Genomic DNA, 26,317 nt, shown 5'->3' with positions numbered 1-26,317 from the left:
TCGGCACCCGCGCCCCGGGGTCACGCCAGTGTCACCCGATCCCGTCGTTCGTCGGGTTTACCTGCCGCGCACTCCCAGGGTCCAGCCTGGACCATCGGCGCCTGCGGCGGGGGTACGCGCAGCTGGCAGTCCCCGTGGGGCACCGAGGTCGCGCCCCGGGGTGGGACACGGCCGGCCCCTCGGGTGAGCGACAGGTGTCCCGGCCCCCGCTCGGGGTCCGGGACACCGGGTCGCGCGGGGCAATCAGTGGACCATCACCGGCACGGCACGGTCGCCGCCGCCCTGCTCGTCGTCGAACAGGTGGGACTCCTGGCGCCGACGCGGCAGGAAGAACACCGGCACGAACGTCAGCAGCATCAGCACGAAACCCACCCAGAACGTCGTGCCGAACGCGTTGGCCACGAACTCCAGGCCCCGCTGGAGGATTCCCGGGTCGACCGGGAACTCCTGGGCCAGGTCCGGATTCTGCTTGACGGCGATCGCGAGGCCAGCCTCGGTGATCGGCGCGCCGGTGTTCGGGTCGGCCGCCCCCGGGATGGCGGGCGAGTCGTTCAGCTGGCTGGTCAGGATCACCGACATCAGTGCCGAGCCGACCGAGCCGGCGATCTGCTGGAGGATGTTCAGCAGGGTCGAGCCGCGGGCCACCTCGTGGTGCGTCAGCGTCTTCAGCGCGGACGTCATGATCGGCATCATCGTGCCGCCCATGCCGAGGCCCATCACGAACAGCGAGCCGCACAGCAGCCAGTACGACGTGTCGGTGCCGACCTGGGTGAACATGAAGAAGCCTGCCGCCATCAGGGCCAGCGCGAACGGCACCGTCCGCCCGACCGGGATCCGGTCGGCCAGCATGCCGGCGATCGGCATGGTGACCATCGCGCCGATGCCCTGCGGCGCCATCAGCAGGCCGGCGTCGAGCGTCGACTCGCCGCGCACCTGGAGGAAGTAGCTCGGGAACAGCAGGCCGGCGCCCATGAACGCGATGGTGAACACCGCCAGCGTCAGGGTCGCGACGGTGAGGTTGCGATCGCGCAGCAGCCGCAGGTCCAGCAGCGGGTGCTTCGGCTTGAACGAGTAGAGGACGAACCCGATGACCAGCAGGCCACCCACCAGCATCGGCAGCCACACCTTCCGGTCGGCGAACGTGCCGGTCTCGGGCAGCGACGACACCCCGTACAGGAAGAGAGCCAGGCCCGGCGCGAGCATCAGCATGCCGACGAAGTCGAACGACTCGGACGGCCTGGGGTTGTCCTTCGGCAGCGCCCGCTGCGCGTAGATCAGCGCGACGGCGCCGATCGGCAAATTGATCAGGAAGATCCAGTGCCAGCTCGCCACGTCGATCAGCCAGCCGCCCACAATCGGCCCGCCGATCGGGCCGAGCAGCATCGGGATGCCCAGCACAGCCATCAGCCGGCCGATCCGGTCGGGGCCGGCCGCCCGCGTCATGATCGTCATGCCGAGCGGCATCAGCATGCCGCCGCCGAGTCCCTGCAGCACCCGGTAGCCGATGAGCTGGCCGATCGAATCGGCGGTGGCGCAGAGCCCCGAGCCGAGCGTGAAGAGCACGAGCGCCGTCATGTAGAGCCGCTTCGTGCCGAACCGGTCGGCTGCCCAACCGGTCAACGGGATGACCGTGGCCAGCGCCAGCGTGTAGCCGGTCATCGTCCAGGCGACCCGGGCGTACGACGCGTCGAACTCCGTCTGGAAGGTCGGCAGCGCGACGCTGACCACAGTCACGTCGAGGATCGACATGATCGCACCGAGGACCACAACCCCGGCGATCTTGAGTACGGCGGCGTCGATTCTGCTCGGCGCCGCTGATTGACTACTCACAGCACATCTCCTGGAAGCTGGCGGATGTCGCCGACGGGCCGCGCCACACAGCACGTGGCGTCGGTTCCCAATCGGAGATCAGGCGGGGCCGTCGCGGACGGCGACCCCGTGCGCCCGGGGCCCTGCGCCCTCGTCCCCTCGCACGCATGATCTCCGCGGACGCACGCGGCGACGGTAACAAGTCGCGCCCGGCTACACCTGCTTTAACGGCTTGTTCCCCTGTGGGCAGGGTCACGGCAGCGGCCGACGCCGATCGACCGGGCCGCAGCACCCGAGCCGGGCGGCAAGGGGCGGCACCACCGGGAGAATCGACGGACCCTGATCGTCGGCGTCGGCCAGGCATCGATCGACCGCTTCTTTAACTCCTTGAACTTAGTCATGGTTTTGTTACTCGGCCGTTATTGACGTGACTGTCGTCACTCCGGTTGACTGCGACGGAACCGCTTCCGCAACCGGTTCCGCGCCACTCCTCCCACCCCTGCGATCCAGGAGCGTTCCGTGCCGATCACCATCGCCGACGTCGCCATCAGGGCGGGGGTGAGCAAGACGACCGTCTCCCGGGTCCTCAACGGCAAGGGCGAGCTCGGGCAGGCCACGGCGGCCCGGGTCCGCGCCGTGATCAAGGAGTTGGGCTACGTGCCCAGCGCCCGCGCCGTCGGCCTGGCCCGGGGTCGGGCCCGGGTGGTCGGGATGCTGGTCCCCTCGCTGACCTGGCCGTGGATGGGTGAGGTGCTCCAGGGTGCGGTCGACGTGGTGGAGAGCGAGGGCTACGGCCTGCTGCTGTTCACCCACAACCGGGGCGACGAGTCGATGCGGCGGTTCGCCTCCCAGGTCTCGGCGAAGTCCTTCGACGGCCTGCTGGTGGTCGAGCCGGAGGGCACCCTGGCGCACATCGCCGCCCTGCACGACCGGGGGCTGCCGGTGATCCTCATCGACGACCGCGGGCACCGGCCGCCGTTCCCCTCCGTCCGGACCACCAACCGGGCAGGTGCCCGCGCCGCCGCCGAGCACCTGCTCTCCCTCGGGCGACACCGCCCGCTGGTGGTCACCGGACTGAGCCGGTTCGGCTGCACCCGGGAACGCCTGACCGGCTTCGCCGAGGGCTACGCGGAAGCCGGCCTGCCGCTGGACCCGCGCCTGGTCGTCGAGGGCGACTTCACCCTCGACTGCGGACGGGCGGCGGTCCAGCGGCTACTGGCGGCCGGGACGCCCTTCGACGCCGTCTTCGCCCACAACGACCTCTCCGCCGCCGGGGCGCTGCACGCCCTGCGGGGTGCCGGCCGCCGGGTCCCCGAGGACGTGGCGGTCGTCGGCTTCGACGACCTGCCCCTGGCGGCGCACACCCACCCGCCCCTGACCTCCGTGCACCAGCCGCTGCGCCAGATGGGCGAGGCCGCCGCCCACGCCCTCATCGCCCACTTCGACGGCACCGCCCTGCCCGACACACCCACCGTGATACCCACCGCGTTCACCGTCCGCGCCTCGACCATCGGGGCTGCCTGAGCGACAGCACCCACCCACGCCCCCTGAAGGAACGCCACCACACGCCACCGGCCGGGGCATCGAACCGACCGGGTGCGACACCGCACACCCATCCCCCACCACCGACCCCGCTCCCCTCGCCGGGAGCACCGAGGGAGACCACCGTGAGAAGACGCCAGTTCGTCGCCGTCGCGCTGGCCGGCGCGATCGCCGCCACCGCCACCGCGTGTGGCGAGACCGAGAACACCCGGGCCCGGGACAAGGGCAGCGCCGCGACCGTGCTCAACATCGGCATGCCCAACGGCCCGCAGACGGAGAACCACAACCCGTTCCTGACCACCTCGTCGGCGGCGTCGCTGGGCTACCGGTGGCAGATCTACGAGCCCCTGATGATGTGGAACCCGGTCAAGCCCGCCGACCCGTTCCGGCCGTGGCTGGCCAGCAAGGCCGAGTGGACGCCGGACTACCGCTCGGTCACCGTCACCGTGCGGGAGAACGCCACCTGGTCCGACGGCAAGCCGGTCACCGCCGCCGACGTCGCGTTCACCTACAACCTGCTGAAGGAGAACGAGGGGCTCAACATCGCGGCCACCCCGTACTCCTCGGTCACCACCTCCGGCAACCAGGTGACCCTGGGCTTCTCCTCACCGCAGTTCGTCAACCAGCAGAAGATCATCGCCCAGGTCCCGATCGTGCCGCAGCACATCTGGTCGACGATCAAGCAGCCGGGCACCGACATCAACAAGAACCCCGTCGGCAGCGGCGCGTACACGTTGAAGTCGTTCACCCCGCAGACCACCACCCTCGCCCTGCGCCCCGGCGGCTACTGGCAGGACCCGCCGAAGATCAAGGAGCTGCGCTACACCTCCTACACCGACAACAACGCCCAGACCACCGCGCTGGCCAACGGCGAGTCGGAGTGGAGCTTCGTCTTCATCCCCAACGTCAAGACGGTCTTCGTCGGCAAGGACCCGGCCAACCACAAGGTGTGGGCGCCGCCGGTGCTCGGCATCCACGGCCTCTACGTCAACACCACCCGCAAGCCGTTCGACAACCCCGCGTTGCGCCGGGCGATGAACATGGTGATCAACCGGGAGGACATCTTCCAGCAGGCCTCGGCCGGCTACTTCCACCCCCTGGTCACCAGCGTGACCGGGCTGCCCAGCCCGGCCGGGGACTCCTACGTCGACCCGGCGTACAAGGGACAGCAGCACCGGGTCGACGTCGACGGGGCGAAGCAGGTGCTCACCGGGGCGGGCTTCCGGTACTCCGGCGACAAGCTGCTCGACCCGAGCGGCAAGCCGGTCACCCTCACCCTCACCGACCCGGCCGGCTGGTCGGACTACCAGACCAGCCTGGAGATCGTGAAGGACAACCTGGCCAAGATCGGCATCACCGCCACCGTCGACAAGGCCAACCAGGACGCCTGGTTCCGCAACGTCGAGGAGGGCAAGTTCGACGCGACGTTCCGGTGGACCAACGGCGGCACGACGCCGTACGACATCTACCAGACGGTGATGGACGGCCGGCTGCTCAAGCCGATCGGCAAGGCCTCCCCCGCCGGTAACTTCGGCCGCTTCGACAGCCCGGAGGCCACCGCCGCGCTGGTCGCGTACGCCAACGCCACCGACGCCGCGGCCCGCACCGCGGCCCTGGCCACGCTCCAGAAGACCTTCGTGGAGCAGACGCCGATGATCCCGGTCGGCGCGGACAACGTCGGCTCCGCGTACAGCACGAAGAACTGGACCGGCTGGCCGGACGACACGAACGCCTACGGCGCGGGGCAGCCGACCCAGCCGAACGCGGCGGACGTCGTGCAGCGGCTGCGGCCCGCCGGCTCCTGAGTCGCCGCCGGTGGTCCGGGCGGCCCCGTGCCCGCCCGGGCCACCGGCGACCCCGCCGGCGGCCCTCCGCCCGAGCGGAGCCGCCTCCACCCCTGACAGACAGGAACCCGGCATGACGACGTCCACCCCGTCGGCCCCGACCGCCGGCGAGGAGGTGCTGGAGGCGATCGGCCTGACCAAGCACTTCCCCGTCCGCAGGCGGCTGCGCGGCCTGTTCTCCCGCACCGCGCCGGCCGTACACGCGGTCGACGACGTGCACCTGACGCTGCACCGCGGCCGGGTCACCGCCCTGGTCGGCGAGTCGGGCTCCGGCAAGTCGACCGTCGCCCGACTGCTCGCGCAGCTCTACCCGCGCACGGCGGGGACCGTGCGGCTGCACGGCGAGCCGATCACCGTTCGCGGTGGGCGGCCGTTTCGCGCGTACGCCCGGCGGGTTCAGCTGATCTTCCAGGATCCGTTCGCGTCGCTGAATCCGGTGCACACCGTGCGCTACCACCTGACCCGGGCGCTGCGGGTGCACGGCAATGCCGGCCGCACCGACGCCGATCTCGACGCGGCGCTGCGGCGGCTGCTCGACCAGGTCCGGCTCACCCCGGCCGAGCGCTACCTGGACGCGTTCCCGCACGAGCTGTCCGGCGGGCAGCGGCAGCGCGTCGCCATCGCCCGGGCGCTCGGCGCGGACCCGGAGGTGCTGCTCGCCGACGAGCCGGTGTCCATGCTCGACGTGTCGATCCGCCTCGGCGTGCTCAACCTGCTGCGCGAGCTCAAGGAGCGGTTCGACCTGGCGATCCTCTACATCACCCACGACATCGCCTCGGCCCGCTACTTCGCCGACGAGACGTTGGTGATGTACGCCGGCCGCCTGGTCGAAGGCGGCGACAGCGAGACGGTCACCCAGCGCCCGGCGCACCCGTACACCCGGCTGTTGATCGGCTCGGCACCCGACCCGGACCGGATCGCCGGCGCCGGCGCGACGGGGGTGACCGAACGCGGCGACGGCGAGCCGCCGAGCCTGATCCGGCCCCCCACCGGCTGCCGATTCCACCCGCGCTGCCCGGTCGCCCTGCCGCGCTGCGCCGAGGAACTGCCTCCGCGACTGCCGGTCGGTGACCACGACGGGCACTGGACGGCCTGCTGGCTCTACGACCCGGACACCCGCGAGCCCCGGTCTACGGCCGTCGCGGTGGGCGGGGAGGCCGGCCGATGACCTACCTGCTGCGACGCCTCGCCTTCTACCTCTTCACCGCCTGGGCGGCGTTGAGCATCAACTTCTTCGTCCCCCGGCTGATCCCCGGCGACCCGGTGAAGTCGCTGATCTCCCGCTTCCAGGGGCAGCTCAGCACCGACGCCCTCGACTCGCTGTACGTGTTGTTCGGCCTCGACTCCGACGCCGGCCTGTGGGAGCAGTACCTCGACTACTGGTGGCAGCTCGCACACGGCGACCTGGGGTTGTCGTTCACCGCGTTTCCGGCACCGGTGTCGGAGGTGATCGGCGACGCGCTGCCCTGGACCCTCGCCCTGGTCGGCGTCACCACGGCGATCAGCTTCGTCCTCGGCACCGGCCTCGGCGTGCTGGCCGGCTGGCGGCGCGGCTCCTGGGTGGACGGCCTGCTGCCGGCGACGACCTTTCTCTCCTCGGTGCCCTACTTCTGGCTGGGCCTGGTGGCGATCGCGGTACTGGCCGGGCCGGGCAGCTTCTTCCCGTCCTCCGGCGGGTACTCCCCCGGCCTGATCCCGGCCCTGGACACGATCTTCCTGGGCAGCGCGGTGCAGCACAGCCTGCTGCCCGCCGCCACCATCCTGGTCTCCTCGATGAGCGGCTGGATCCTCAGCATGCGCAACATGATGGTCACCGTCGCCGCCGAGGACTACATCACCGTCGCGCACGCCAAGGGCCTGCCCGAACGACGGGTCGCGGTGAGCTACGCGGCCCGCAACGCGCTGCTGCCCAACGTGGCCGGGTTCGCCCTGTCGCTGGGGTTCATCGTCGGCGGCACCCTGCTCGTGGAGATCGTCTTCTCCTACCCGGGCCTCGGGTTCCTGCTGTTCCGGGCGGTCGGCGCCAAGGACTACCCGCTGATGCAGGGCATCTTCCTGGTCATCACGCTGTCGGTGCTGGTGGCCAACCTGCTGGCCGACATGGCGTACCTGCTGCTCGACCCGCGCACCCGAAAGGAGGGCTGAACCGTGAGCATCCCGACCTCCAGCATGGAGCAGGTCATCCCGGAGCAGGGCGCGATGGCCCAGCCCAGTGTCCGGCCCGACCGCCGCCGCCGGTTGCGGTTCGTCAGCGGCGGCAAGGCCGCCACCGGGCTGGCCGTGGTCGCCGGGTACGTGCTGCTCGCCGTGATCGGCCCCTGGATCGCCCCGTACGACCCGGACGCTCGCAGCAACGCGCTGCTCCAGCCGCCGTCGGCGCAGCACTGGTTCGGCACCACCCATCTCGGGCAGGACGTGTTCAGCCAGATCCTGGTCGGCACCCGCGGGGTGATGCTCGTCGGCCTGGTCGCCGGGGTGGTGGCCACGGTGCTGGCGGTCCTGGTCGGGGTGACCGCCGGCTACCTCGGCGGGTACGCCGACGACGGCCTCTCCGCGCTGTCCAACGTGTTCCTGGTGATCCCGGCGCTGCCGTTGATCATTATTGTCACGTCCACGGTCACCGACGCGGGCGACCTGGTCGTCGCCCTGGTCATCGGGCTGACCTCGTGGGCCTGGGGCGCCCGGGTGCTGCGCGCCCAGACCCTGTCGCTGCGCCGCCGCGACTATGTGGAGGCCGCCCGGGCCACCGGCGAGACCACCTGGCGGATCATCGGCTTCGAGATCCTGCCGAACCTCACCGCGATCATCGCCTCCGGCTTCGTCGGCACGGTGATCTTCGCGGTGATGTCGGAGATCACCCTGGCCTTCATCGGCATCTCGTCGATCTCGTCGTGGAACTGGGGCACCATCCTGTTCTGGGCGCAGAGCCAGCAGGCCCTGGCGCAGGGCGCCTGGTGGTGGTTCGTGCCGGCCGGGCTGGCCATCGCGCTGCTCGGCACCGCCCTGGCACTGATCAACTTCGGCATCGACGAGTTCGTCAGCCCACGCCTGCGCAGCGCCGGGCGGACCCGGGTTCGCACCGCCGACGGGCGCACCGTGCGGATGCGGGTGGGCTTCACCCCGGTACTGGCGCCCCGGCCGGCGCCGCCGGCTCCGTCCCCCGGGGCGGCGGCCCCGTCCCCGCAGCGAGAGGAGGCCGGGCGATGAGCGAACCGGTGCTGGAGATCCGTGGGCTCAGCGTCGACTACGGCCTCGGCGAGGCCGCCGTGCGCGCCGTGCGCGAGGTCGACCTCACCCTGCACCGGGGTGAGGTGCTCGGCCTGGCCGGGGAGAGCGGCAGCGGCAAGTCCACCCTGGCGTACGGGCTGACCCGGCTGCTCCCGCCGCCGGGCGTGATCAGCGGCGGGCAGGTGCTCTACCACCCGGTCGACGGCCCGCCGGTCGACGTGCTGACCCTCTCCCCCGCCCAACTGCGGGCGTTCCGCTGGGCGGAGACGTCGATCGTGTTCCAGGGCGCGATGAACTCCCTCAACCCGGTGCACAAGGTCTCCACCCAACTGGTCGACGCGATCCGGGCGCACGAGCCGGGGCTGAGCCGGGCGGCCCGGCTGGCCCGCGCCCGGGACCTGCTGCGGCTGGTCGGCATCTCCGCCGACCGGCTGGACAGCTACCCGCACCAGCTCTCCGGCGGCATGCGCCAGCGGGTGATGATCGGCATGGCGCTGGCGCTGGAGCCGCAGGTCGTCATCATGGACGAGCCGACCACCGCCCTGGACGTGGTGATGCAGCGGCAGATCCTCGGCCAGCTCGCCGAGCTGCGGGAACGGCTCGGCTTCGCGGTGCTGTTCATCACCCACGATCTGTCGCTGCTGGTCGAGTTCTCCGACCGCATCGCCATCATGTACGGCGGCCGGATCGTCGAGCAGGCCCCCGCCGCGCGGTTGTACGGCGCGGCGCTGCACCCGTACACCGACGGGCTGCTGCACTCGTTTCCCGCCCTGCGCGGGCCGCGCCGGGAGCTGACCGGCATCCCCGGTTCACCGCCGGACCTGCGGGCCATGCCCGACGGGTGCGCGTTCCACCCGCGTTGCCCGAAGGCGTTCGCCCCCTGCGACAGCCGGCTGCCGCAGCTCGGCCCGCCGGCCGACGCCACCGACCGGTCGGTGGCCTGCTGGCTGCACGAGGTAGCCGAGGCGACGCCCCGTTGACCGACACCCGGGACCGGGGGGGGGGGGGGGGGGGCGCGCCCGCCGCGCGGCGCGGGGCGCCCCCCCCCCCCCCCCGCCGGCCCCCCCCCCCCCCCCCCCCCCCCCCCCCCCCCCCCCCCCCCCCCCCCACGAGTCCCCCCCCCCCCCCCCCCCCGTCACCCCCAGCGCTGTGGGGTGGTTGGGGGGCCCCCCCCACCCCACCCCACCCCCCCCCCCACGACGCGGTGCGGCGTCGACGTGTCGACCCGCGCGGCGGGCTGGGATCAGGCGTCGAGGGAGATGATGCCGTAGTCGTAGGCGTGCCTGCGGTAGACGACGCTGGGGCGGCCGGACTCCTTGTCCTGGAACAGGTAGAAGTCGTGCCCGACCAGTTCCATCTGGAACAGCGCGTCGTCGACGGTCATCGGCTCGGCGGGGTGGACCTTCGCCCGGGCGATGTGCCAGGGCTGGTCGTCGTGCTCCTCCTCGACCCGTTCCGCGACTGCGGTGGCCGTGCGCGAGCCGTCGAGGGCCACGACGGGCGACCCGAGATCCGCCACCGGCAGGTCGGCGGTGGCCGCCGCCACGGAGATCGGCGCGTGCCGGCCCCGGTGGACCCGGCGACGGTCCGCCGCCCGGCGCAGCCGGTTGTCCAGCTTCGCGATTGCGGCGTCGAGCGCGCTGTAGAAATCATCGGTGCAGGCCTCGGCCCGAATCACCGGGCCACGGGAAACCACCGTTATCTCGACCCGCTGGCAATGGTCGGACTGGCGTGGATTCCGCTCATGGAACAACTCAACATCGACACGAATAAGTTTATGATCGTAACGTTCGATCTTCGCGAGCTTCTCGGCCACGTGCACCCGGTAATGATCCGGGACTTCCACGTTACGGCCCTTGACCACGATGTCCATCTGACCTCCCTTGTTCGGACGGTCTTCGATCCGGATCCCGGTCGGCTCGCCCTCGTGGGGAGATCCCGTTCGGCGTCGACCGGGTCAGTGCGCCTACGCCTCCTCTCACCGCCGGGGGCTAGGAATTCCTTCCTGCCCCGACAAAGAAAACGCTAGCCCCTGTACGCCCGCAATGCACCCCCCGACCCGGAAAGGCTCAGGATTTTCACAGGCCACACACGCAAGGGCAAAAAAGAAACACCGTGGGTCACGAACGGCGGCGTTTCTCCGTCGCCGCGAGCACTGCGGCGACGGTGGGCGACAGGCCGATCGCGCTGAGCGCACGGGCGGCGGCAGCCAGGGTGACCCCGGTGGTGACGATGTCGTCGAGCAGCACGACCACCGGCGCCGGTGCCCCGGCGCGGGGCCGGGGCACGGCCGCCCCGGGTCGGGCCCGGAAGGTGTCCTCCGCGGCCCGCGCGCGGGCCGCGCTGTCCAGCGTGGCCGAGTCCGGCCGGGGCAGCGCCCGCAGCGGCCGGAGAACCCGCACCGGCCAGCCGGCCCGGCGCAGTCGGTACGCCGCGTGTCGGGCGAGCCGGCCCAGGTGGTCGCCGTACCGGGCGCGGGCCGCCGCCGCCGTGTCCGGCACCGGGGCCAGCAGCACCGGCCGCGCCCCGCCCACCGCCTCGGCCACCACCTCCGCGAGCAGCCCGCCCAGCGGCCGGGCCAGCCCGTGCCGGCCCCGCTCCTTGTACGCCAGCAGCGCCTCCCGTAACACCCCGCCGTAGGGGCCGAGGGCGACGCACGGCGGCAGCCCGGCCGGGGCCGGGGTAGGACGTACCGGGCCGGGACGCAGCGCCTCCAGCGTCGCCACGCAGCCGGGGCAGAACCCGTGCCGGGTCGCCCCCGCCCGGCCCCCGCAGCCGGCGCACTCCACCGGCAGCACCAGGTCGGTGAGGTCCGCCCAGAGCCCGCCGACGCCGCGCACCGCGCCGCCCCCTCAGTAGAGGAAGAACGGGGCGGTCGGGTTGCCGGCCCGTACCCCGGCCTGCGGCGGGGTCACGTTCAGCACCTGATCCCGCTTGATCGTGTCGAACGGGTTGTTCCGGTACGCGACCCCATTCGCCTCGTACATCAGGTTCGCGTTGGAGAACGGCACCACCAGGTTCAGCGGGTACGCCGACAAATGGGTCACCCGGGCGCCGACGTCCTTGCGCAGCGCCGTCTCCAGGGCGCCGTCCACGCTGATCTCGTAGATCGCCGGCCGCCCCGCCGACCCGGCCAGGTCCAGGATGTTCTCCCCCGCCCAGTCGACGGCGGAGAGGTCGGTCAGCGAGGTGGCCAGCCGGCGGGCCGGGCCCACGGAGACCACACCGCCGTTCAGGTTGACCGTCGCGACGTAGAGGGTGCCGCCGACGATCACCGCGATGCGGTGCCCGTCCAGGGACACCGCCACCGATGTCACCTCGCCCTGGACGGTCAGCGGCACTGCCCGGAGCTGGGCGTTCCCCTCGAACCGGTAGAGCCGGCCGTCGGCCACCACCAGCCCCTGCGGGCGGGCCGGGCCGGGCGAACGCAGCCAGACCGGCCGGCCCATCGCGGCGTACGACCGGGGGCCCTGTTGAAAGATGCTCACCGGCTCCGCGCCCACGCCGACCGTGAGCCGCTGGCGGCCGTCCGGCCCGGCGGTCACCAGGGCAGCCAGCAGGTCGTCGCCGGAACGGCTGAACCCGGCCGAGACGACGTCTTTGTTGACCGCCTGGATGACCGGCACCCCGCCGCTTGGTTCCCCGGGGAAGTTGAGCGGGTGGATCGCCCCGTCGTAGACGCAGAACCGCTGCGGATCGGCGACGAGCGGGTACACCGGATTCGCCCGGCGGTGATCGGAGAGGTCGGACACCTGCTTGCGGGACTGGTTATGGATCTTCAGCTCCAGCCGGCCGTCCAGCTCCGGCAGCGACCAGGCGAGCTGGTCGACGAGCTGCTCCACCCGCTTGTCGTCCGCGTCAACGGGCATGTCGAGGTTGACCTCCCACTGCCCGTCCGACTCGGTCGCGTTGTTGATCAGCCGGGTGCCGTCGGGCAGCCGGCTCGTCCCCGACCCGAGCCACTCCGACGGCCCGGCGGTCAGCCACTTCACCACCTCGGTGACCCGCCGCTCGTTCGGCACGGTCAGCGGCAGGTAGCGCTGGTCGGGCACCAGCCGGGTGCGGTCGGTGTTCCAGAAGTAGACGGGGTGGGTCCGGTAGTACCGCCGCAGCGCGTCGTCGCTGAGCAGCAGCACGTTCGGCGGCGGGTCGGTCACGTACCAGCCGGCGTCCGGCTTGTCCTCCTGGGCGGCGCTCAGCTTGAACCGGTACTCGGACTCGGTGGCCACCGGCGGCACCAGCGTGCCGTCGGCGCGCAGCAGGCCGACCTGCTGCACCTTGATGGTGACCTTGACGCCGTCGGTGGTCTCGGTGATCACCGGGGCCTCGCGCAGCCGCACCACGGTGAGGGCCACCTCGCTGGGCTGCTTCTCCTGAATCTGGTTGCGCCCGTCGGGGGCGACGAACTGCTTGACCCGGTAGTACGCCCGGTCCGCCTCGCCGGCGGCGGCGGCGAGGAAGTTCGTCACGAAAGCGGTCCGGTCGGTGCCGCTGGCCTTCTGGCTCAGCGGCTCATCCCGTTGGAAGCTCGACGAGCCCGCCCTCCCGGCGGCCACCTGCCCGTCGACCTTGACCTCGGACTCCTTCGGGATGCCGCAGCCGGTCAGGCCGGCGAGCAGGAGCACCCCGGCAAGGGTCGCGGTGAACCGGCGGCGCGGCGTCACGACCCCACCTCCGCGCGGTCGCCGGCCGCGGCCGGCCCGACGGCCAGGGCGCCGGAGGTGCCGGGGCCGATGGCGAGCAGCCCGCCGCCGCGCGGGCCGCCGAACGGCAGGGTGGCGTCGGCGGGGACCAGCCGCAGCGGGGACGTGGTCAGCCGGTCGCCGGCCCGGGCCGGCAGGGTGAGCCGGAACTGGGCACCCTGGCCCGGCGCGCCCCACGCCTCCAGCCAGCCGCCGTGCAGCCGGGCGTCCTCCAGGCTGATGGAGAGTCCCAGACCGGTGCCCCCGGTCTGCCGGGCCCGGGATGGGTCGGCCCGCCAGAACCGGTTGAAGACCAGCTTCTCCTCGCCCGGCTTGAGCCCCACCCCGTGGTCCCGGACGGTGAGCGCGACCGCCGTCTGGTCATGCCCGAGGGTGATCAGGACGGGCTTGGCCTCGCCGTGCTCGACGGCGTTGCCGACCAGGTTGCGCAGCACCCGCTCGACCCGGCGTGGGTCCACCTCGGCGATCACCGGGGCGTCGGGCACGTCCAGCTCGATGGTCACCCCGACCCGCTCGGCCAGCCCGGCCAGCCGGTCGGCGACCCGGTGCACCACCGGCACCAGGTCGGTCGGCTCGGCGTCCAGCATGGCGAACCCGGCGTCGAAGCGGCTGATCTCCAGCAGGTCGGTGAGCAGTTCCTCGAAGCGGTCCAGCTCGGCCTGGAGCAGCTCGGCGCTACGGGCCACCGCCGGGTCGAACTCGGCGCGCTCGGCGAAGATCAGGTCGGCGGCCATCCGGACCGTGGTCAGCGGGGTGCGCAGCTCGTGGGAGACATCGGAGGTGAATCGGCGCTGCAGCCGGGACATCTCCTCCAGCCGGAGGATCTGCCGTTGCAGGTTGGTCGCCATCTGGTTGAAAGAGGCGGCCAGCAGCGCCAGGTCGTCCTCCCCGTTGACCACCATCCGCTGGTCGAGCAGGCCGGCGGAGAGCCGCTGGGCCGTCCGGGCGGCGACCCGCACCGGCGTCACTACCAGCCGGGTGACCAGGGCGGCGAGCAGGCCGAGCAGGAGCACCAGTGCCACCCCGGTGGCCACCACGGTGGCCCGGGCGTCCTCCGCGGTGACGTCCTGCCGGGTCAGCGGCACGAGGTAGTAGAGCTCCACCTGACCGAAGCGGGTCGGCACCGGCGAGCCGTACACCAGGAATTTCGTGGAGTCGTCGGCCAGCCGGCCGGTGCGGATCTGGCTGGCGATGTTGCCGCCGGCGACCGTGGCCCGCAGTTCCCGGCTGATCAACGATCGGACCTCGACGTCCGGGGAGAAGCGCGGCTCGATGATCCCGGTGTAGCCGTCGGCGACGATCCCGACCACCACCCCGCCGGTCTGCTGCGGGTCGCCGCCGGCCAGGTAGTTGACCGTGCCGTCGATGGTGTCCTGGAGCTGCGCCTCCTGCGGCTGGCTGTAGAGGCTGAACTGCTTCGCCGCGTAGTCGCTGCCGCTGCTGACCCGGAGTCGGACGTCGGTCTCGGCGTTCTCCATCAGGATGTTGGTGATCTTGTCGGCGATCAGGTAGGCGAACCCGCCGACGAGCAGGCTGGAGGTGACCAGGGTGATGGTCACCACCCGGACCTGGAGCGAGCGACGCCAGGTCTGGCGCAGGCCGGCCGTCAGCCGGGCCGTCCGACCGGTCAGGACGCGCCACAGCTCCCGCGCGGCGGGCTGCCGGCGGGTGACGGTGGGCGCGGGACCGGGCGTCGGGGAGGTGGTCACAGTGCGACCCAGGCTATCCGGTGCCGGCCTTGTAACCCACGCCCCGCACGGTGAGGATGATTTCCGGTCGTTCCGGGTCCGGCTCGATCTTGGCCCGTAGCCGCTGCACGTGCACGTTGACCAGCCGGGTGTCGGCGGCGTGCCGGTAACCCCAGACCTGCTCCAGCAGCACCTCTCGGGTGAACACCTGACGCGGCTTGCGGGCGAGCGCGACCAGCAGGTCGAACTCCAGCGGCGTCAGCTTCACCTCCTCGTCGTTGCGGCTGACGGTGTGCGCCGGCACGTCGATGCTGATCTGGTTGCCGGGCGGCCCGATGGTCAGCATCTCCGGCGCCACATCCTCGCCCCGGCGCAGCCGGGCCCGCATCCGGGCCACCAGTTCCTTGGGCTTGAAGGGCTTGACCACGTAGTCGTCCGCGCCGGACTCCAGCCCGAGCACGATGTCGACCGTGTCGCTCTTGGCGGTGAGCATCACGATCGGCACGCCGGACTCGCCGCGGATCGCCCGCGCCACGTCTATGCCGCTCATTCCGGGCAGCATCAGGTCGAGCAGGACTATGTCGGGCCGGCTCTCGCGGAACGCGGCCAGCGCCCGTTCGCCGTCGGCGACGAACGAGGGCAGGAAACCCTCGCTGCGCAGGACGATGCCGAGCATCTCGGCGAGCGCGGGGTCGTCGTCGACCACCAGTACCCGGGCTCTCATGGGATTTATAGTTGCATCCCCGTTCTTGTCGGTGGGACCGGCGTCACCGGAGAAGCCGCCGGCAGGTCGCCGGTGCGCCGGGACCGGCGTCACCCGGCACGGTACTGCCGGGTGGCCGTCCGCCGCACCTTCAGCGCGCGGGCGCCGGGTCACCATGATCAGGTACGGGTCCGGCGACCCGGGTCTTTACTGTGCCGGTGAGCGCGCGGCCATCCCGGATCCGGGGCCCGGCGACTTCCGGTCCGGGCTCAGCCGAACAGCGCGCGGCCCCAGTGATCGCCGCCGTCGCGCACCCCGGGCGGGCAGGCGAAGATGCCGCTGGAGACGTGCCGCAGGTACTCGTTCATCGCGTCGTTGCGGGCCAGCCGGGTCTGGATCGGCACGAACTGCTTGCGCGGGTCTCGCTGGTAGGCGATGAAGAACAGCCCGGCATCGAGCCGGCCCAGCCCGTCCGAGCCGTCCACGAAGTTGTAGCCCCGGCGCAGCAGGCGCGCTCCGTCGTGCTGGCTCGGATGGGCGAGCCGGACATGCGCGGTCTCGGCGATCAGCGGCTGGCCGTCGTCGCCCGTCGCGGTGAGGTCGGGCTCGTCGAACTCGTCGCCCCTGCCCAGCGGGGCGCCGCTGCCCTTGGTCCGCCCGACGATCTGCTCCTGCTCGGCCAGGGAGCTGCGGTCCCAGGTCTCGACCAGCATCCGGATCTTGCGGGTGACCAGGTACGATCCGCCGGTCATCCAGTCCGGCCCGTCGCCCGGCTGGGCCCAGAGCTGCTCGCGCAGCAGCCCGGCGTCCTCGGCCTTCAGGTTGGCGGTGCCGTCCTTGAAGCCGAACAGGTTGCGCGGGGTGGCCTGGCCACGGGACGTCGACGAGGTGCGCCCGAAGCCGAGCTGCGACCACCGGACGCTCACCACGCCCATGCCGATCCGGGCCAGGTTCCGGATGGCGTGCACCGCCACCTGGGGGTCGTTGGCGCAGGCCTGGACGCAGAGGTCCCCGCCGGACAACTCCGGCCGTAGCGCGTCCCCGGCGAAGTGCGGCAGGTCGGCCAGCGCGGCGGGTCGGCGGTCGGCGAGACCGAACCGATCCTTCCCCTGGGTGTCGCGGAACAGCGTCGGGCCGAAGCCGATGGTGAGGGTGAGCTGCGACGGGGGCAGCCCGAGGGCCTCGCCGGTGTCGTCCGGCGGGGCCTCGGGGACGCCGCCGACCGCACCGATCACCCCGGCGTCCCGCCCGGCGGTCATCCGGGCGGCGGCGGCCGTCCACTCCCCGAGCAGCTCGACGAGCCGAGCCCGGTCCTTGGTGACGACATCGAACGCGACGAAGTGCAGCCGGTCCTGGGCCGGGGTGGTGATGCCCGCCTGGTGCTCGCCGTGGAACGGCACCGCGCCGGCCGCCGCGCCCTGGTCGGCGGCGGCGCGGTCGCCCCCGCCCCGGGCCAGCGCGCCGGCCCCGGCGGCGACGCCGGCCACCCCGGCGACCCCCGCGCCGGCAAGGGTGATCGCCCTCCGCCGGGACACCTGGTTCCCGCTCATGCCGTTACCCTTCCTGCTCGTCGCTGCGCCCAGCGGGGTGGTCGGTCACCGGGCGACGACCGCCGCGACCTTGCTGATCGGCTCGGCCAGCGCGTTGATGCTGTCCGAGAGTTCCTTCAGCTCCGCCTTGCCCAGCGCGGTGTGCAGCTTCCAGCCGTCGCCGTCGCGGTGCTTGCCGAGCGCGGTCTCCACGTTGGCGAACTCCTTGTCGAGCTGGGCGACCAGCTCCGGGGAGCGCTGCTCCAGGGCCGGACGGAGCGAGGCGATCGCCGCCTTCGAGCCCTCCAGGTTGGCGTTGAAGTCCCAGAGGTCGGTGTGCGAGTAGCGTTCCTCCTCGCCGGTGATCTTGCCGCTGGCGACCTCGTCGAGCAGCGCCTTCGCGCCGTTGGCGAGTTGGAGCGGGGTGAGCTTCTCGGCGTTGGCCTTGGCCACGATCGCCTTGACGTCGACCAGGAGCTGGTCGGCGATCGGGCCGTCCTTGCTGATGTCACCGGTCGTCCAGAGGTCCTTCTCGATCCGGTGGAAGCCGGTGAACTCCATGCCCTCCTCGATGACCTCCTCGCGGCCGTCGATCTTCGGGTCGAGGTCGCCGAAGCTCTCCGCCACCGGCTCGATCCGCTCCCAGTAGGTCCGGGCCACCGGGTACAGCGCCTTGGCCTTCGCCACGTCGCCGGCCTTGACCGCGGCCACGAACTCCTCGGTCTTGGTCAGCAGGGCGGCGGTCTGGCTGTTGACGTAGCGCTGGTAGCTCGCGGTGGCCTCAGCCAGCGCGGCGTCGGGGGCGACGGTCGCGGCGGTGCCGCTGACCTTCAGCGCCCCCCGGATGCCCTTGCCAATCATCCCGGGCTTGCAGGCCGTCTCGTACGTCCCGGCGGGCAGCTCGACGCGCAGTTCGCGGCTGAGCCCGGGGGCGATGTTCTCCACCTCGCCCATCACCCGGTCCCCGGCCGCGTAGACGTAGAACTCGGTCACCTTGGCACCGGAGTTGGTCACCTTGAAGGAGGTTTGACCGGCGGGCAGGTCGGTTCGGCCGACCTCGCACGCGGTGTCGGTCGCCTTGACGGTGATCGGGCCCCCGTCGCCGGCTGCGCCGTCCTTCTCCGCTCCACCGCAGGCGGCGACGCCGGTGGTGGCCAGCAGGCCGGTGGCGGCCAGCGTCAGGAAGCGGGTGGTACGCATCAGGAGTTTCTCCTCGTGAGGTCAGGCGCGCGGCGACGCGGTCGCCGGCCCGGTTCCGCTGGTGGTGGAAGAGTCGGTGCCGGCCCGGGCCAACGGATCGGACGATTCGGCGGCGGCCTTCGTGGCGGGCCGGGCCGGGGCGGCGGGCCGGCGCAGGAAGATCAGCAGCACCGGCAGGGCGTACGCGACCCAGGCGACCGTCTCCAGCACGCTCGGCGCGGGGGTGACGTTGAACATCCCGGCGAGCAGGGCGGCGTACCAGGTGCTCGGGTCGAGGACCGAGGTGATGTCGAAGGCCAGGTCGTTCAGGCCGGGCAGCACGCCGGCCTCCTGGAAGTCGTGTACGCCGTACTTGAGGATGCCGGCGGCGACCAGGATCAGCAGGGCACCGGTCCAGGTGAAGAACGTGGACAGGTTGATCTTCAGGGCGCTGAAGTAGAGGCCCACGCCGATGGCCACGGCGCTGGCGATGCCGCCGATCAGGGCCAGCAGCGGCCCGCTGTCCCCGGCCGCGCCCTGGGCGGCGGAGTAGAAGATGAGGGCGGTCTCCAGGCCCTCCCGAATCACCGCGAGGAAGGCCATCCCGGCCACCGCGACGGAGCCGACCGCGAGCGCCTCGCTCAGCCGTCCGCGCAGCTCACCGGCCATGGTCCGGGCTGCCCGGCGCATCCAGAAGATCATCCAGGTGACGAAGACGACGGCCGCGACCGAGGTCACCGCCTCGAACAGTTCCCGGTCCTCGGAGCGGGCCAGCAGCGAGGTCGAGGTGTACTCGATCAGCCAGCCGAACAGCACCGAGAGTGCCACCGCGAGCCCGACCCCCGCCCACACCTGGGGAAGCCGGTCTCGACGCTGCGACTTCACCAGGAAGGCGACCAGGATGCTGACCACCAGGGTCGCTTCCAGGCCCTCCCGCAGTCCGATCAGGTAGGTGGCGAACATCGTGGCTCCCTGATCCGTCAGGCATGACTCAACTAACTTAGGGCAGCCATACCTTCCTCCGACTCCGCGACCTCGTCAAGTCGTTCGTGGGGACGCCACCCGGCCACGACGGCGAAATCGCCTCGGCCCGGTACGCGTAGGGACCGGGCCCGCCGCCGCGCGGCTGACCCGGCCCCCTCGTGGCTACCTCAGTAGCGGTAGTGCTCCGGCTTGAACGGGCCCTCCTGCGAGATGCCCAGGTAGGCGGCCTGCTCCTTGGTCAGCGTGCTCAGCTTCGCGCCGAGCGCGCCCAGGTGCAGCCGGGCCACCTTCTCGTCCAGGTGCTTGGGCAGCACGTAGACCCCGATCGGGTATTCCTCGGTCTTGGTGAAGAGCTCGATCTGGGCGATCGTCTGGTTGGCGAACGAGTTCGACATCACGAAGCTCGGGTGACCGGTGGCGTTGCCCAGGTTCAGCAGGCGGCCCTCGGAGAGCAGGATGATCGAGTGCCCGTCGGCGAACTTCCAGAGGTCGACCTGCGGCTTGATGTTCATCCGCTCGACGTCGGAGCGCTTGGCCAGGCCGGCCATGTCGATCTCGTTGTCGAAGTGGCCGATGTTGCCGACGATGGCCTGGTGCTTCATCCGGGCCATGTGCTCGTTGGTGATGACGTCGAAACAGCCGGTGGCGGTGATGAAGATGTCAGCCTGCTCGACCACGTCGTCCAGGGTGGCGACCTGGTAGCCGTCCATCGCCGCCTGGAGGGCGCAGATCGGGTCGACCTCGGTCACCACCACCCGGGCGCCCTGGCCACGCAGCGACTCGGCGCAGCCCTTGCCCACGTCGCCGTAGCCGAGGACGACGGCCATCTTGCCGCCGATCAGCACGTCGGTGGCCCGGTTGATGCCGTCGATCAGCGAGTGCCGGCAGCCGTACTTGTTGTCGAACTTGCTCTTGGTCACCGAGTCGTTGACGTTGATGGCCGGGAAGAGCAGGGCGCCGTTGCGGTGCATCTCGTAGAGCCGGTGCACGCCGGTGGTGGTCTCCTCGGTCACGCCCTTGATGCCGGCGGCGATCCGGGTCCAGTACTGGCCGTCGGAGGCGAGGGAGCGGTGCAGCACCTCCAGGATGACCGCGTACTCCTCGGAGTCGGCGGACTCGACCGGCGGGACGGTGCCGGCCTTCTCGAACTCGACGCCCTTGTGCACGAGTAGGGTGGCGTCACCACCGTCGTCGAGGATCATGTTGGGACCCTGGCCGTCCGGCCAGGCCAGCGCCTGCTCGGTGCACCACCAGTACTCCTGGAGGCTCTCGCCCTTCCAGGCGTACACCGGGACGCCGGCCGGGGCGTCGGGGGTGCCGTCCGGGCCGACGGCGATCGCGGCGGCAGCGTGGTCCTGAGTGGAGAAGATGTTGCAGGACGCCCAACGGACCTGCGCGCCAAGCGCCACCAGGGTCTCGATCAGCACGGCGGTCTGGATCGTCATGTGCAGCGAGCCGGTGACCCGCGCCCCGGCGAGGGGCTGGGCCTCGGCGAACTCTCGGCGGATCGCCATCAGGCCCGGCATCTCGTGCTCGGCGAGTTGGATCTCCTTGCGCCCGAACTCGGCGAGCGACAGATCCGCCACCTTGTAGTCGCCTTCGGCGAGGGTGCTCGGCCGGGCCTCGGACGCGCCGCTGGTGGCGGCCGGGAGGGTGCTGGTCATGAAAGCTCCTGTCGGACGAACGGAGTGCTGCGCGACCCTTCACCCTAACGCGCTGAGACGGACAGCGCACGGGGCGGTCGGTCGTGAACGGAGTTTCCCCGCCCACGGCTCGGCCGCCCCGTGCATCCCCCCGGTTTGGTTCCCCGCGCGCCCTCGGACCTTCGTCGCGATAACGCTGCGTACTCATAGAGTCACACCAGGGCGGGGGTGCGTCAAGCTATTCCGGAAATTTCGGATATGTGGCGGGCCGGCGGCAGCCGCGTACCCCCGAACGGGTGACGGTCAGTCAAGGCCGGCGGTGGCGACGTACGCCTCGCCCACCCCGGTGAGAACGAGCGGACCGGCGTCGGCCGGGCCGATCGCGGCCTGCCCCGACACCAGGGAGACCACGCCCCGGCCGTCGTCGGCCGAAAGCCTCCCGGCCCGGCAGAGCACCACCCGAGGCCCCGGCAGTCCGAGCCGGACCGACGGGGCACCCGCCCCCATCGTCACCCGGTGCAGGGCAAAGTCTTCGACGGGCACCGGCCAGCGGACCACGCCGGCCGACACCGCCTCCGGTGGCACCAACGGGTCGTCGAGCACCTCGAAGCGGAGGACCCGCAGCAGCTCGTCGACGTCCACCCGCTTGGGGGTTAGGCCGCCGCGCAACACGTTGTCGCTGGCCGCCATGATCTCCACGCCCGTGCCGCGCAGGTAGGCGTGCAGGTTGCCGGCCGGCATCCAGATCGCCTCCCCCGGAGCGAGCCAGACGTGGTTGAGCAGCAACGCCACCAGCACCCCCGGATCGCCGGGGTAGTCGGCGGCCAGCGCCCGGGCCAGCTCCGCGTCGGGCCCGGCGGCCTCCGCCGCCAGCACGGCCGCCACCAGCGCCGCCCGCCGGTCCGCCGGCCAGCTCAGCAGCAGCCGGACCGCCTCCCGCAACCCCGCCGCGCCGCCGCCCAACGCCGCCACCACCGGTTCCAGCGCCGGTACGCCGAACATGGCCAGCGCCACGGCCGACTCCGCCGGGTCACGGAACCCGCAGAGCGCCTCGAACGGCGAGAGTGCCACCAACAGCTCCGGCTTGTGGTGCGGGTCGACGTAGTTGCGCGCACCCTCGGGGCGCCCCGCCTCGGCCGTGAAGCCGGCGCGGGCCTGTTCCCGGTCCGGATGCGCCTGGAGGCTCAGCGGCGCGTCCGCGGCGAGCACCTTGAGCAGGAACGGCAGCCGGGGGCCGAAGCGCTCGACCACCCGACCGCCGAGCCAGCGTGTCGGCTCGGCGGTCAGCAGGTCGGCCAGGCTCACCGGCGAGCCGTCGCGCTGCACGGTGGCCGGCGCGTTCGGGTGGGCACCCAGCCACAGCTCGGCCTCTGGCCCGGCGCTGGGCGCCGGTCGTCCCTGCAACTCGGCGATCGCCGAGCGGGAACCCCAGGCGTAGTCCCGGATCGACCCCCGCAGCAGTTCCATGCTCAGCTCACGGCGCGGGTCTCACCGTCGGCGGCCCCCGTCAGGTGCGGCACCGCGGCGACCGGCGCATCCGGCGCATCCGGGACGGCTGTGGGGGCAGCGGTGCCCGTGCCGGCCCGCTCGGCCGCGACCGACCAGATGTCCGGCTCCAGGTAGATCACCCGGGCGACCGGGACGGCCGCCCGGATCCGCATCTCGACGGCGTTGATCCCCCGGGCCAGCGCCTCGGCGCTCTCGCACGGCGGTACCGCGATCTTCGCGGCCACCATCAGCTCCTCCGGGCCCAGGTAGAGCGTCTTCATGTGGATGATCCGCTCGACCTCCGAGCCGGCGGTGACGGCCCGCTCGATCTCGGCCACGTCCTTCGGCTCGGCGCCCTCACCGAGCAGCAGGCTCTTGGTCTCGATCGCCAGGACGATCGCGATGACCACCAGCAGGACACCGATCATGGCGGTGCCGGCCGCGTCCCACATGCCGTTGCCGGTGATCAGGGTCATCCCGACGCCGAAGAGCGCGAAGACCAGACCGACCAGCGCGCCGAAGTCCTCCAGCAGCACCACCGGCAGCTCCGGGGCCTTGGACCGGCGGATGAAGTGCACCCAGGACTGGTTGCCCCGGATGTGGTTGGACTCCTTGATCGCGGTCCGGAAGGAGAAGCCCTCCATCACGATCGCCGCCAGCAGCACGACCACCGGCACCCACTGCCAGCTCGTGATCCCGTGCGGATCGGACGCCTTGTGCCACGCCTCGTACAGCGCGAAGAGGCCACCGACGCTGAACAGCACGATCGACACGATGAACGCGTAGATGTACCGCTCCCGCCCGTACCCGAAGGGGTGCTCGGGGGTGGCCGCCCGCTTGGCCCGTCGGCCACCGAGCAGCAGCAGGGCCTGGTTGCCGGAGTCGGCCACCGAGTGGATGGACTCGGCCAGCATCGACGAGGAACTGGTCAACAGGAATGCGATGAACTTGGTGATCGCGATCCCGACATTGGCCACCAGGGCCGCGAAAATCGCCTTCGTACCGCCGTTGGCGCTCATCGCTTTACCTCGGTTCGCGACTGCGGGGCTCGCAACCCCCGCTCACTCCTCACACTCACGCCGTTCCCCGTTCGATGCACATGTTCACTGGTTCGCCAGCTCCTTCATCTCGGTGATGGCCGGCACCGCCATCGGGTCCAGCCCGTGTGCCAACGCGAGGTAGACCGCGGCGAAGTCCGGCACCGACACCAGCGAGGCGAGCCGCTCCAGCGCGGAGCCGCCCTCGGCGGTCACCACGTCGCAGCGCACCCCGCGCCGCTCGGCGAGGGTCTGTATCGCGTCCGCCCGGCGCTCCTCGACCGCGAACGGCTCGTCGGTGTCGTCCTCGGCGTTGAGCCCTCCGTCGCGCAGCAGCACCAGCCGCAGCCGGGTGCCCTCGACCTCGACGGACTCCGAGTCGGCGAAGATGTCCCGCTCCCCCTCGGCCAGCCCGCCGAAGACGCCGTCGAGGAGGCCGACCCGGCCCCGACCGGCCTCGCCGAGCGCCCCGCTGACCACCGGGTAGCGGGCGTTGGCCGACAGGGTGTCGCCGAACCGGCGGGCCGCCACGGTGGCCAACGGCGACGAACCCCAGACGATCGGGATCGACCCGGCCAGCCCGAGGGCCAGCGACTTCGCCGGGTTGACGAACGACTCGGCCGTGGAACGGCACCGGTCGGCGTCCGCGTCGAGCCGCGCCGCCGTCTCCGCCAGATCCGCCTCGTTGACCTTCACGAGCCCGAGCGTACGGGCAGCGAGCAGGACCGGCACGGTGAGCGCCCACAGGCTGGCCCGGGCCGGGGCCCGGCGGGGCACCGGGATGAACGGCGCGCGGGCCCGCTCGGCCACCGCCTGGAGTTGCGAGTCGGGGGCCCCGACGGCGACCAGCCGGGCACCCCGGCGATGCGCGGCCTCGGCGGCGCCGAGCGCCTCGGGGCTGCGGCCGGAGGCGCTCACCGCGATCACCACGTCGGCGGCGCCCACCCAGCCGGGCACGCCGGCGCTGCGGTGCGGGATGACCGGGACCGGGCAGCGCGGCCCGGCGACCGTGGCCAGCACGTCACCGGTGCGCCCGGCCGTGCCGATGCCGGCGATGACGACCGCCCGGGGGCGGCCGTCTTCGGCGAGCACGGTGAGGTTTGCCTCGGCCGCCAGGGCTGCGGACTCCCGGACCTGGGCGCCGGCGGAGGCGGTGAACCGGAGCATGCCGCCAGGGTCGAGCTCGGCGAGGGCGGCCGGGTCGTCCAACAGGGACGAGTCGACGTCGCGTCGGCCGCTGACCCCGGCCACGCCCTCCATCATCGCTGCTGCGCGGGTCCGCCGCGCGCCTCGTCGAGCAGCAGTACCGGCACGTCGTCGCGCACCTCGAAGATCCGGCCGCACTCGATGCAGGTGAGGGTCTGGGCCCCGGCGTCGTAGTCCAGCGGGGCGTGGTGTGTGTCCGGACAGGCGAGGATCTCGAGCAACTGCGGGTCCAGGGCCACGGTACGGCTCCTTCCACGGTGCGGGGTGACGGCCGGCGGTGCCGACCGGCGCAGGCGATCTTATCGGCGAACCCGGTCCAGCACCTCGTCACGGAGCATGATCATCCGCTCCTCGGTCGGTGCCTCGACGTTCAGCCGCAGCAGCGGCTCGGTGTTGCTGGCGCGCAGGTTGAACCAGGCGCCGTCGGGAAAGCCCAGGGTCAGCCCGTCCAGCTCCTCGACCGTCGCCTCCGGGTACGCGGCCCGCACCTCGGCCACCTTCGCCGCCTGGTCGGCCACCGTGGAGTTGATCTCGCCGGACGCGACGTAGCGCTCGTACTCCCGGGCCAACTCGGAGAGGGGCAGCTTCTGCTCACCGAGCGCCGCCAGGGTGTGCATCGCCGCCAGCATGCCGGTGTCGGCGAACCAGAAGTCCCGGAAGTAGTAATGGGCGGAGTGCTCGCCGCCGAAGACGGCGTTGGTCCGGGCCATCTCGGCCTTGATGAAGGAGTGCCCCACCCGGGCCACCACCGGCTTGCCGCCGTGCTCGGCGATGATCTCCGGCACGGCACGGGAGGTGATCGGGTTGTGGATGACCGTGGCTCCGGGATGCTTGGCCAGCTCACGGACCGCCACCAGCGCGGTCACCGCCGACGGGGAGACCGCCTCGCCGCGCTCGTCGACGACGAAGCAGCGGTCGGCGTCGCCGTCGAAGGCCAGCCCCAGGTCGGCACCGTGCTCGCGGACCGCCCGCTGCAGGTCGACCAGGTTCGCCGGGTCCAACGGATTGGCCTCGTGATTGGGGAAGGTGCCGTCCAACTCGAAGTAGAGCGGCACGATCTCCAGCGGCAGCGCCGGCAGCACGGCGTCACCGAGCACGCTCGGCACCGTCCAACCGCCCATCCCGTTGCCGGCGTCGACCACCACCTTCAGCGGGCGGATGCCGGAGAGGTCGACCAGCCCGCGCAGGTGGGCGGCGTACTCCGGGCGCAGATCGCGCCGCTCGGTCGGCCGGGTCGGCGCGCCGGCCGGGCGCCGGACGCCGGAGTCGAGCAGCGCCTGCGCCCGGTCCCGGATCTCGGCCAGGCCGCTGTCCTGACCGATGGGACGGGCGCCCGCGCGGCACAGCTTGATGCCGTTGTATTTCGCCGGGTTGTGGCTCGCGGTGAACATCGCCCCGGGCAGCCCGAGGATGCCGCAGGCGTAGTAGACCATGTCGGTGGAGGCGAGCCCCAGCTCGATCACCGACCGCCCCTCGGCCCGGACCCCGGCGGCGAACGCCTCGGCCAGACCCGGCCCACTAGCCCGCATGTCGTGCCCGATCAGCACCGCGTCACCGGGCTCCTCGCGAGCATGCAGCACCTGGCCGAATGCGACGCCGAGGGCCTCGGCCACCCGCTCGTCCCATTCGTCGGGCACCGTCCCCCGGACGTCGTACGCCTTCACGATGCGGGACAGATCAGACACGGGTCTCGCTCCTTGGCCACAGGTCGTCAACGCACCTGAGCGTATCTGA

Annotated in this window: 21 protein-coding genes; 6 read left to right on the top strand and 15 right to left on the bottom strand. The window is 72.0% G+C overall.

Going from position 1 to position 26,317, the window contains the following annotated elements:
- Window positions 1-243: 243 nt before the first annotated feature.
- Window positions 244-1,830: a DHA2 family efflux MFS transporter permease subunit gene (locus SNR22_RS25030; protein WP_320069102.1), complete on the bottom strand. Its 1,587-nt coding sequence runs from the start codon at window positions 1,828-1,830 to the stop codon at window positions 244-246.
- Window positions 1,831-2,328: 498 nt separating this feature from the next.
- Here SNR22_RS25030 and SNR22_RS25025 point away from each other — a divergent pair, with 498 nt between their 5' ends.
- The 6 genes from SNR22_RS25025 (at window position 2,329) to SNR22_RS25000 (ending at window position 9,403) form a co-directional block, all read left to right on the top strand.
- Window positions 2,329-3,333 (top strand): LacI family DNA-binding transcriptional regulator, encoded by a 1,005-nt coding sequence (locus tag SNR22_RS25025; protein ID WP_320069101.1) that lies wholly within the window; start codon window positions 2,329-2,331, stop codon window positions 3,331-3,333.
- A gap of 143 nt (window positions 3,334-3,476) precedes the next feature.
- On the top strand, window positions 3,477-5,156 hold the full coding sequence (locus tag SNR22_RS25020; RefSeq protein WP_320069100.1) for an ABC transporter substrate-binding protein: 1,680 nt from the start codon (window positions 3,477-3,479) through the stop codon (window positions 5,154-5,156).
- 112 nt (window positions 5,157-5,268) lie between these two features.
- Window positions 5,269-6,363 (top strand): ABC transporter ATP-binding protein, encoded by a 1,095-nt coding sequence (locus SNR22_RS25015; protein WP_320069099.1) that lies wholly within the window; start codon window positions 5,269-5,271, stop codon window positions 6,361-6,363.
- On the top strand, window positions 6,360-7,340 hold the full coding sequence (locus SNR22_RS25010; protein WP_320069098.1) for an ABC transporter permease: 981 nt from the start codon (window positions 6,360-6,362) through the stop codon (window positions 7,338-7,340). Before SNR22_RS25015 ends, SNR22_RS25010 begins: the two co-directional genes overlap by 4 nt.
- Before the next feature lie 3 nt (window positions 7,341-7,343).
- Window positions 7,344-8,402, top strand: coding sequence for an ABC transporter permease (locus SNR22_RS25005; protein WP_320069097.1), 1,059 nt, complete (start codon window positions 7,344-7,346; stop codon window positions 8,400-8,402).
- Window positions 8,399-9,403, top strand: a complete 1,005-nt coding sequence (locus SNR22_RS25000) for an ABC transporter ATP-binding protein (protein WP_320069096.1) — start codon at window positions 8,399-8,401, stop codon at window positions 9,401-9,403. The genes SNR22_RS25005 and SNR22_RS25000 overlap by 4 nt, the downstream gene beginning before the upstream one ends.
- A 263-nt stretch (window positions 9,404-9,666) precedes the next feature.
- Here the strand turns inward: SNR22_RS25000 and hpf are convergent, their stop codons facing one another.
- The 14 genes from hpf to SNR22_RS24930 form a co-directional block, all read right to left on the bottom strand.
- Complete coding sequence (gene hpf / locus SNR22_RS24995) at window positions 9,667-10,296, bottom strand: ribosome hibernation-promoting factor, HPF/YfiA family (protein ID WP_320069095.1); 630 nt, start codon at window positions 10,294-10,296, stop codon at window positions 9,667-9,669.
- 247 nt (window positions 10,297-10,543) lie between these two features.
- Entirely contained in the window at window positions 10,544-11,221 is a 678-nt protein-coding gene (locus SNR22_RS24990) for a ComF family protein (RefSeq protein ID WP_320069126.1), read from the bottom strand.
- 54 nt (window positions 11,222-11,275) lie between these two features.
- On the bottom strand, window positions 11,276-13,087 hold the full coding sequence (locus SNR22_RS24985; protein WP_413775700.1) for an LpqB family beta-propeller domain-containing protein: 1,812 nt from the start codon (window positions 13,085-13,087) through the stop codon (window positions 11,276-11,278).
- The gene (mtrB, locus tag SNR22_RS24980) at window positions 13,084-14,835 is read right to left on the bottom strand and encodes an MtrAB system histidine kinase MtrB (RefSeq protein WP_320069094.1); all 1,752 of its coding nucleotides are present in this window, start codon (window positions 14,833-14,835) and stop codon (window positions 13,084-13,086) included. The genes SNR22_RS24985 and mtrB overlap by 4 nt, the downstream gene beginning before the upstream one ends.
- Window positions 14,836-14,848: 13 nt before the next feature.
- Window positions 14,849-15,538, bottom strand: coding sequence for an MtrAB system response regulator MtrA (mtrA, locus tag SNR22_RS24975; protein WP_320069093.1), 690 nt, complete (start codon window positions 15,536-15,538; stop codon window positions 14,849-14,851).
- A gap of 248 nt (window positions 15,539-15,786) precedes the next feature.
- Entirely contained in the window at window positions 15,787-17,067 is a 1,281-nt protein-coding gene (efeB, locus tag SNR22_RS24970; RefSeq protein WP_320069092.1) for an iron uptake transporter deferrochelatase/peroxidase subunit, read from the bottom strand.
- 45 nt (window positions 17,068-17,112) lie between these two features.
- On the bottom strand, window positions 17,113-18,246 hold the full coding sequence (efeO, locus tag SNR22_RS24965) for an iron uptake system protein EfeO (RefSeq protein WP_320069091.1): 1,134 nt from the start codon (window positions 18,244-18,246) through the stop codon (window positions 17,113-17,115).
- 21 nt (window positions 18,247-18,267) lie between these two features.
- Window positions 18,268-19,188, bottom strand: coding sequence for an iron uptake transporter permease EfeU (gene efeU, locus SNR22_RS24960; protein ID WP_320069090.1), 921 nt, complete (start codon window positions 19,186-19,188; stop codon window positions 18,268-18,270).
- A gap of 188 nt (window positions 19,189-19,376) precedes the next feature.
- Window positions 19,377-20,873, bottom strand: a complete 1,497-nt coding sequence (gene ahcY, locus SNR22_RS24955) for an adenosylhomocysteinase (protein WP_320069089.1) — start codon at window positions 20,871-20,873, stop codon at window positions 19,377-19,379.
- 282 nt (window positions 20,874-21,155) lie between these two features.
- The gene (gene manA, locus SNR22_RS24950) at window positions 21,156-22,319 is read right to left on the bottom strand and encodes a mannose-6-phosphate isomerase, class I (protein ID WP_320069088.1); all 1,164 of its coding nucleotides are present in this window, start codon (window positions 22,317-22,319) and stop codon (window positions 21,156-21,158) included.
- Window positions 22,320-22,321: 2 nt separating this feature from the next.
- The gene (locus SNR22_RS24945) at window positions 22,322-23,359 is read right to left on the bottom strand and encodes a cation diffusion facilitator family transporter (RefSeq protein ID WP_320069087.1); all 1,038 of its coding nucleotides are present in this window, start codon (window positions 23,357-23,359) and stop codon (window positions 22,322-22,324) included.
- Between the two features lie 84 nt (window positions 23,360-23,443).
- Window positions 23,444-24,640 (bottom strand): SIS domain-containing protein, encoded by a 1,197-nt coding sequence (locus SNR22_RS24940; RefSeq protein WP_320069086.1) that lies wholly within the window; start codon window positions 24,638-24,640, stop codon window positions 23,444-23,446.
- Window positions 24,637-24,822 carry a Trm112 family protein gene (locus SNR22_RS24935; protein ID WP_320069085.1) on the bottom strand — a complete coding sequence of 62 codons (186 nt, stop codon included), beginning with the start codon at window positions 24,820-24,822 and terminating at the stop codon, window positions 24,637-24,639. Before SNR22_RS24935 ends, SNR22_RS24940 begins: the two co-directional genes overlap by 4 nt.
- A gap of 60 nt (window positions 24,823-24,882) precedes the next feature.
- A complete protein-coding gene (locus SNR22_RS24930) occupies window positions 24,883-26,268 on the bottom strand; it encodes a phosphomannomutase/phosphoglucomutase (protein WP_320069084.1) in 1,386 nt (461 codons plus the stop codon).
- Between the last annotated feature and the right edge of the window lie 49 nt (window positions 26,269-26,317).

The sequence above is a fragment of the Micromonospora sp. RTGN7 genome (assembly GCF_033804645.1).
In the GTDB taxonomy this organism is placed as follows: Bacteria; Actinomycetota; Actinomycetes; order Mycobacteriales; family Micromonosporaceae; genus Micromonospora.
This window is presented reverse-complemented; position numbering and strand designations above follow the sequence as displayed.

Bases quoted from the DNA above. Each gene is read 5' to 3' on its own strand.
- ahcY (WP_320069089.1), bottom strand. From the start codon at position 20,873: ATGACCAGCACCCTCCCGGCCGCCACCAGCGGCGCGTCCGAGGCCCGG.
- SNR22_RS24945 (WP_320069087.1), bottom strand. From the start codon at position 23,359: ATGAGCGCCAACGGCGGTACGAAGGCGATTTTCGCGGCCCTGGTGGCC.
- hpf (WP_320069095.1), bottom strand. From the start codon at position 10,296: ATGGACATCGTGGTCAAGGGCCGTAACGTGGAAGTCCCGGATCATTAC.
- efeO (WP_320069091.1), bottom strand. From the start codon at position 18,246: ATGCGTACCACCCGCTTCCTGACGCTGGCCGCCACCGGCCTGCTGGCC.
- SNR22_RS24940 (WP_320069086.1), bottom strand. From the start codon at position 24,640: ATGATGGAGGGCGTGGCCGGGGTCAGCGGCCGACGCGACGTCGACTCG.
- efeB (WP_320069092.1), bottom strand. From the start codon at position 17,067: ATGAGCGGGAACCAGGTGTCCCGGCGGAGGGCGATCACCCTTGCCGGC.
- SNR22_RS25000 (WP_320069096.1), top strand. From the start codon at position 8,399: ATGAGCGAACCGGTGCTGGAGATCCGTGGGCTCAGCGTCGACTACGGC.
- SNR22_RS25010 (WP_320069098.1), top strand. From the start codon at position 6,360: ATGACCTACCTGCTGCGACGCCTCGCCTTCTACCTCTTCACCGCCTGG.
- manA (WP_320069088.1), bottom strand. From the start codon at position 22,319: ATGGAACTGCTGCGGGGGTCGATCCGGGACTACGCCTGGGGTTCCCGC.
- mtrA (WP_320069093.1), bottom strand. From the start codon at position 15,538: ATGAGAGCCCGGGTACTGGTGGTCGACGACGACCCCGCGCTCGCCGAG.
- efeU (WP_320069090.1), bottom strand. From the start codon at position 19,188: ATGTTCGCCACCTACCTGATCGGACTGCGGGAGGGCCTGGAAGCGACC.
- SNR22_RS25015 (WP_320069099.1), top strand. From the start codon at position 5,269: ATGACGACGTCCACCCCGTCGGCCCCGACCGCCGGCGAGGAGGTGCTG.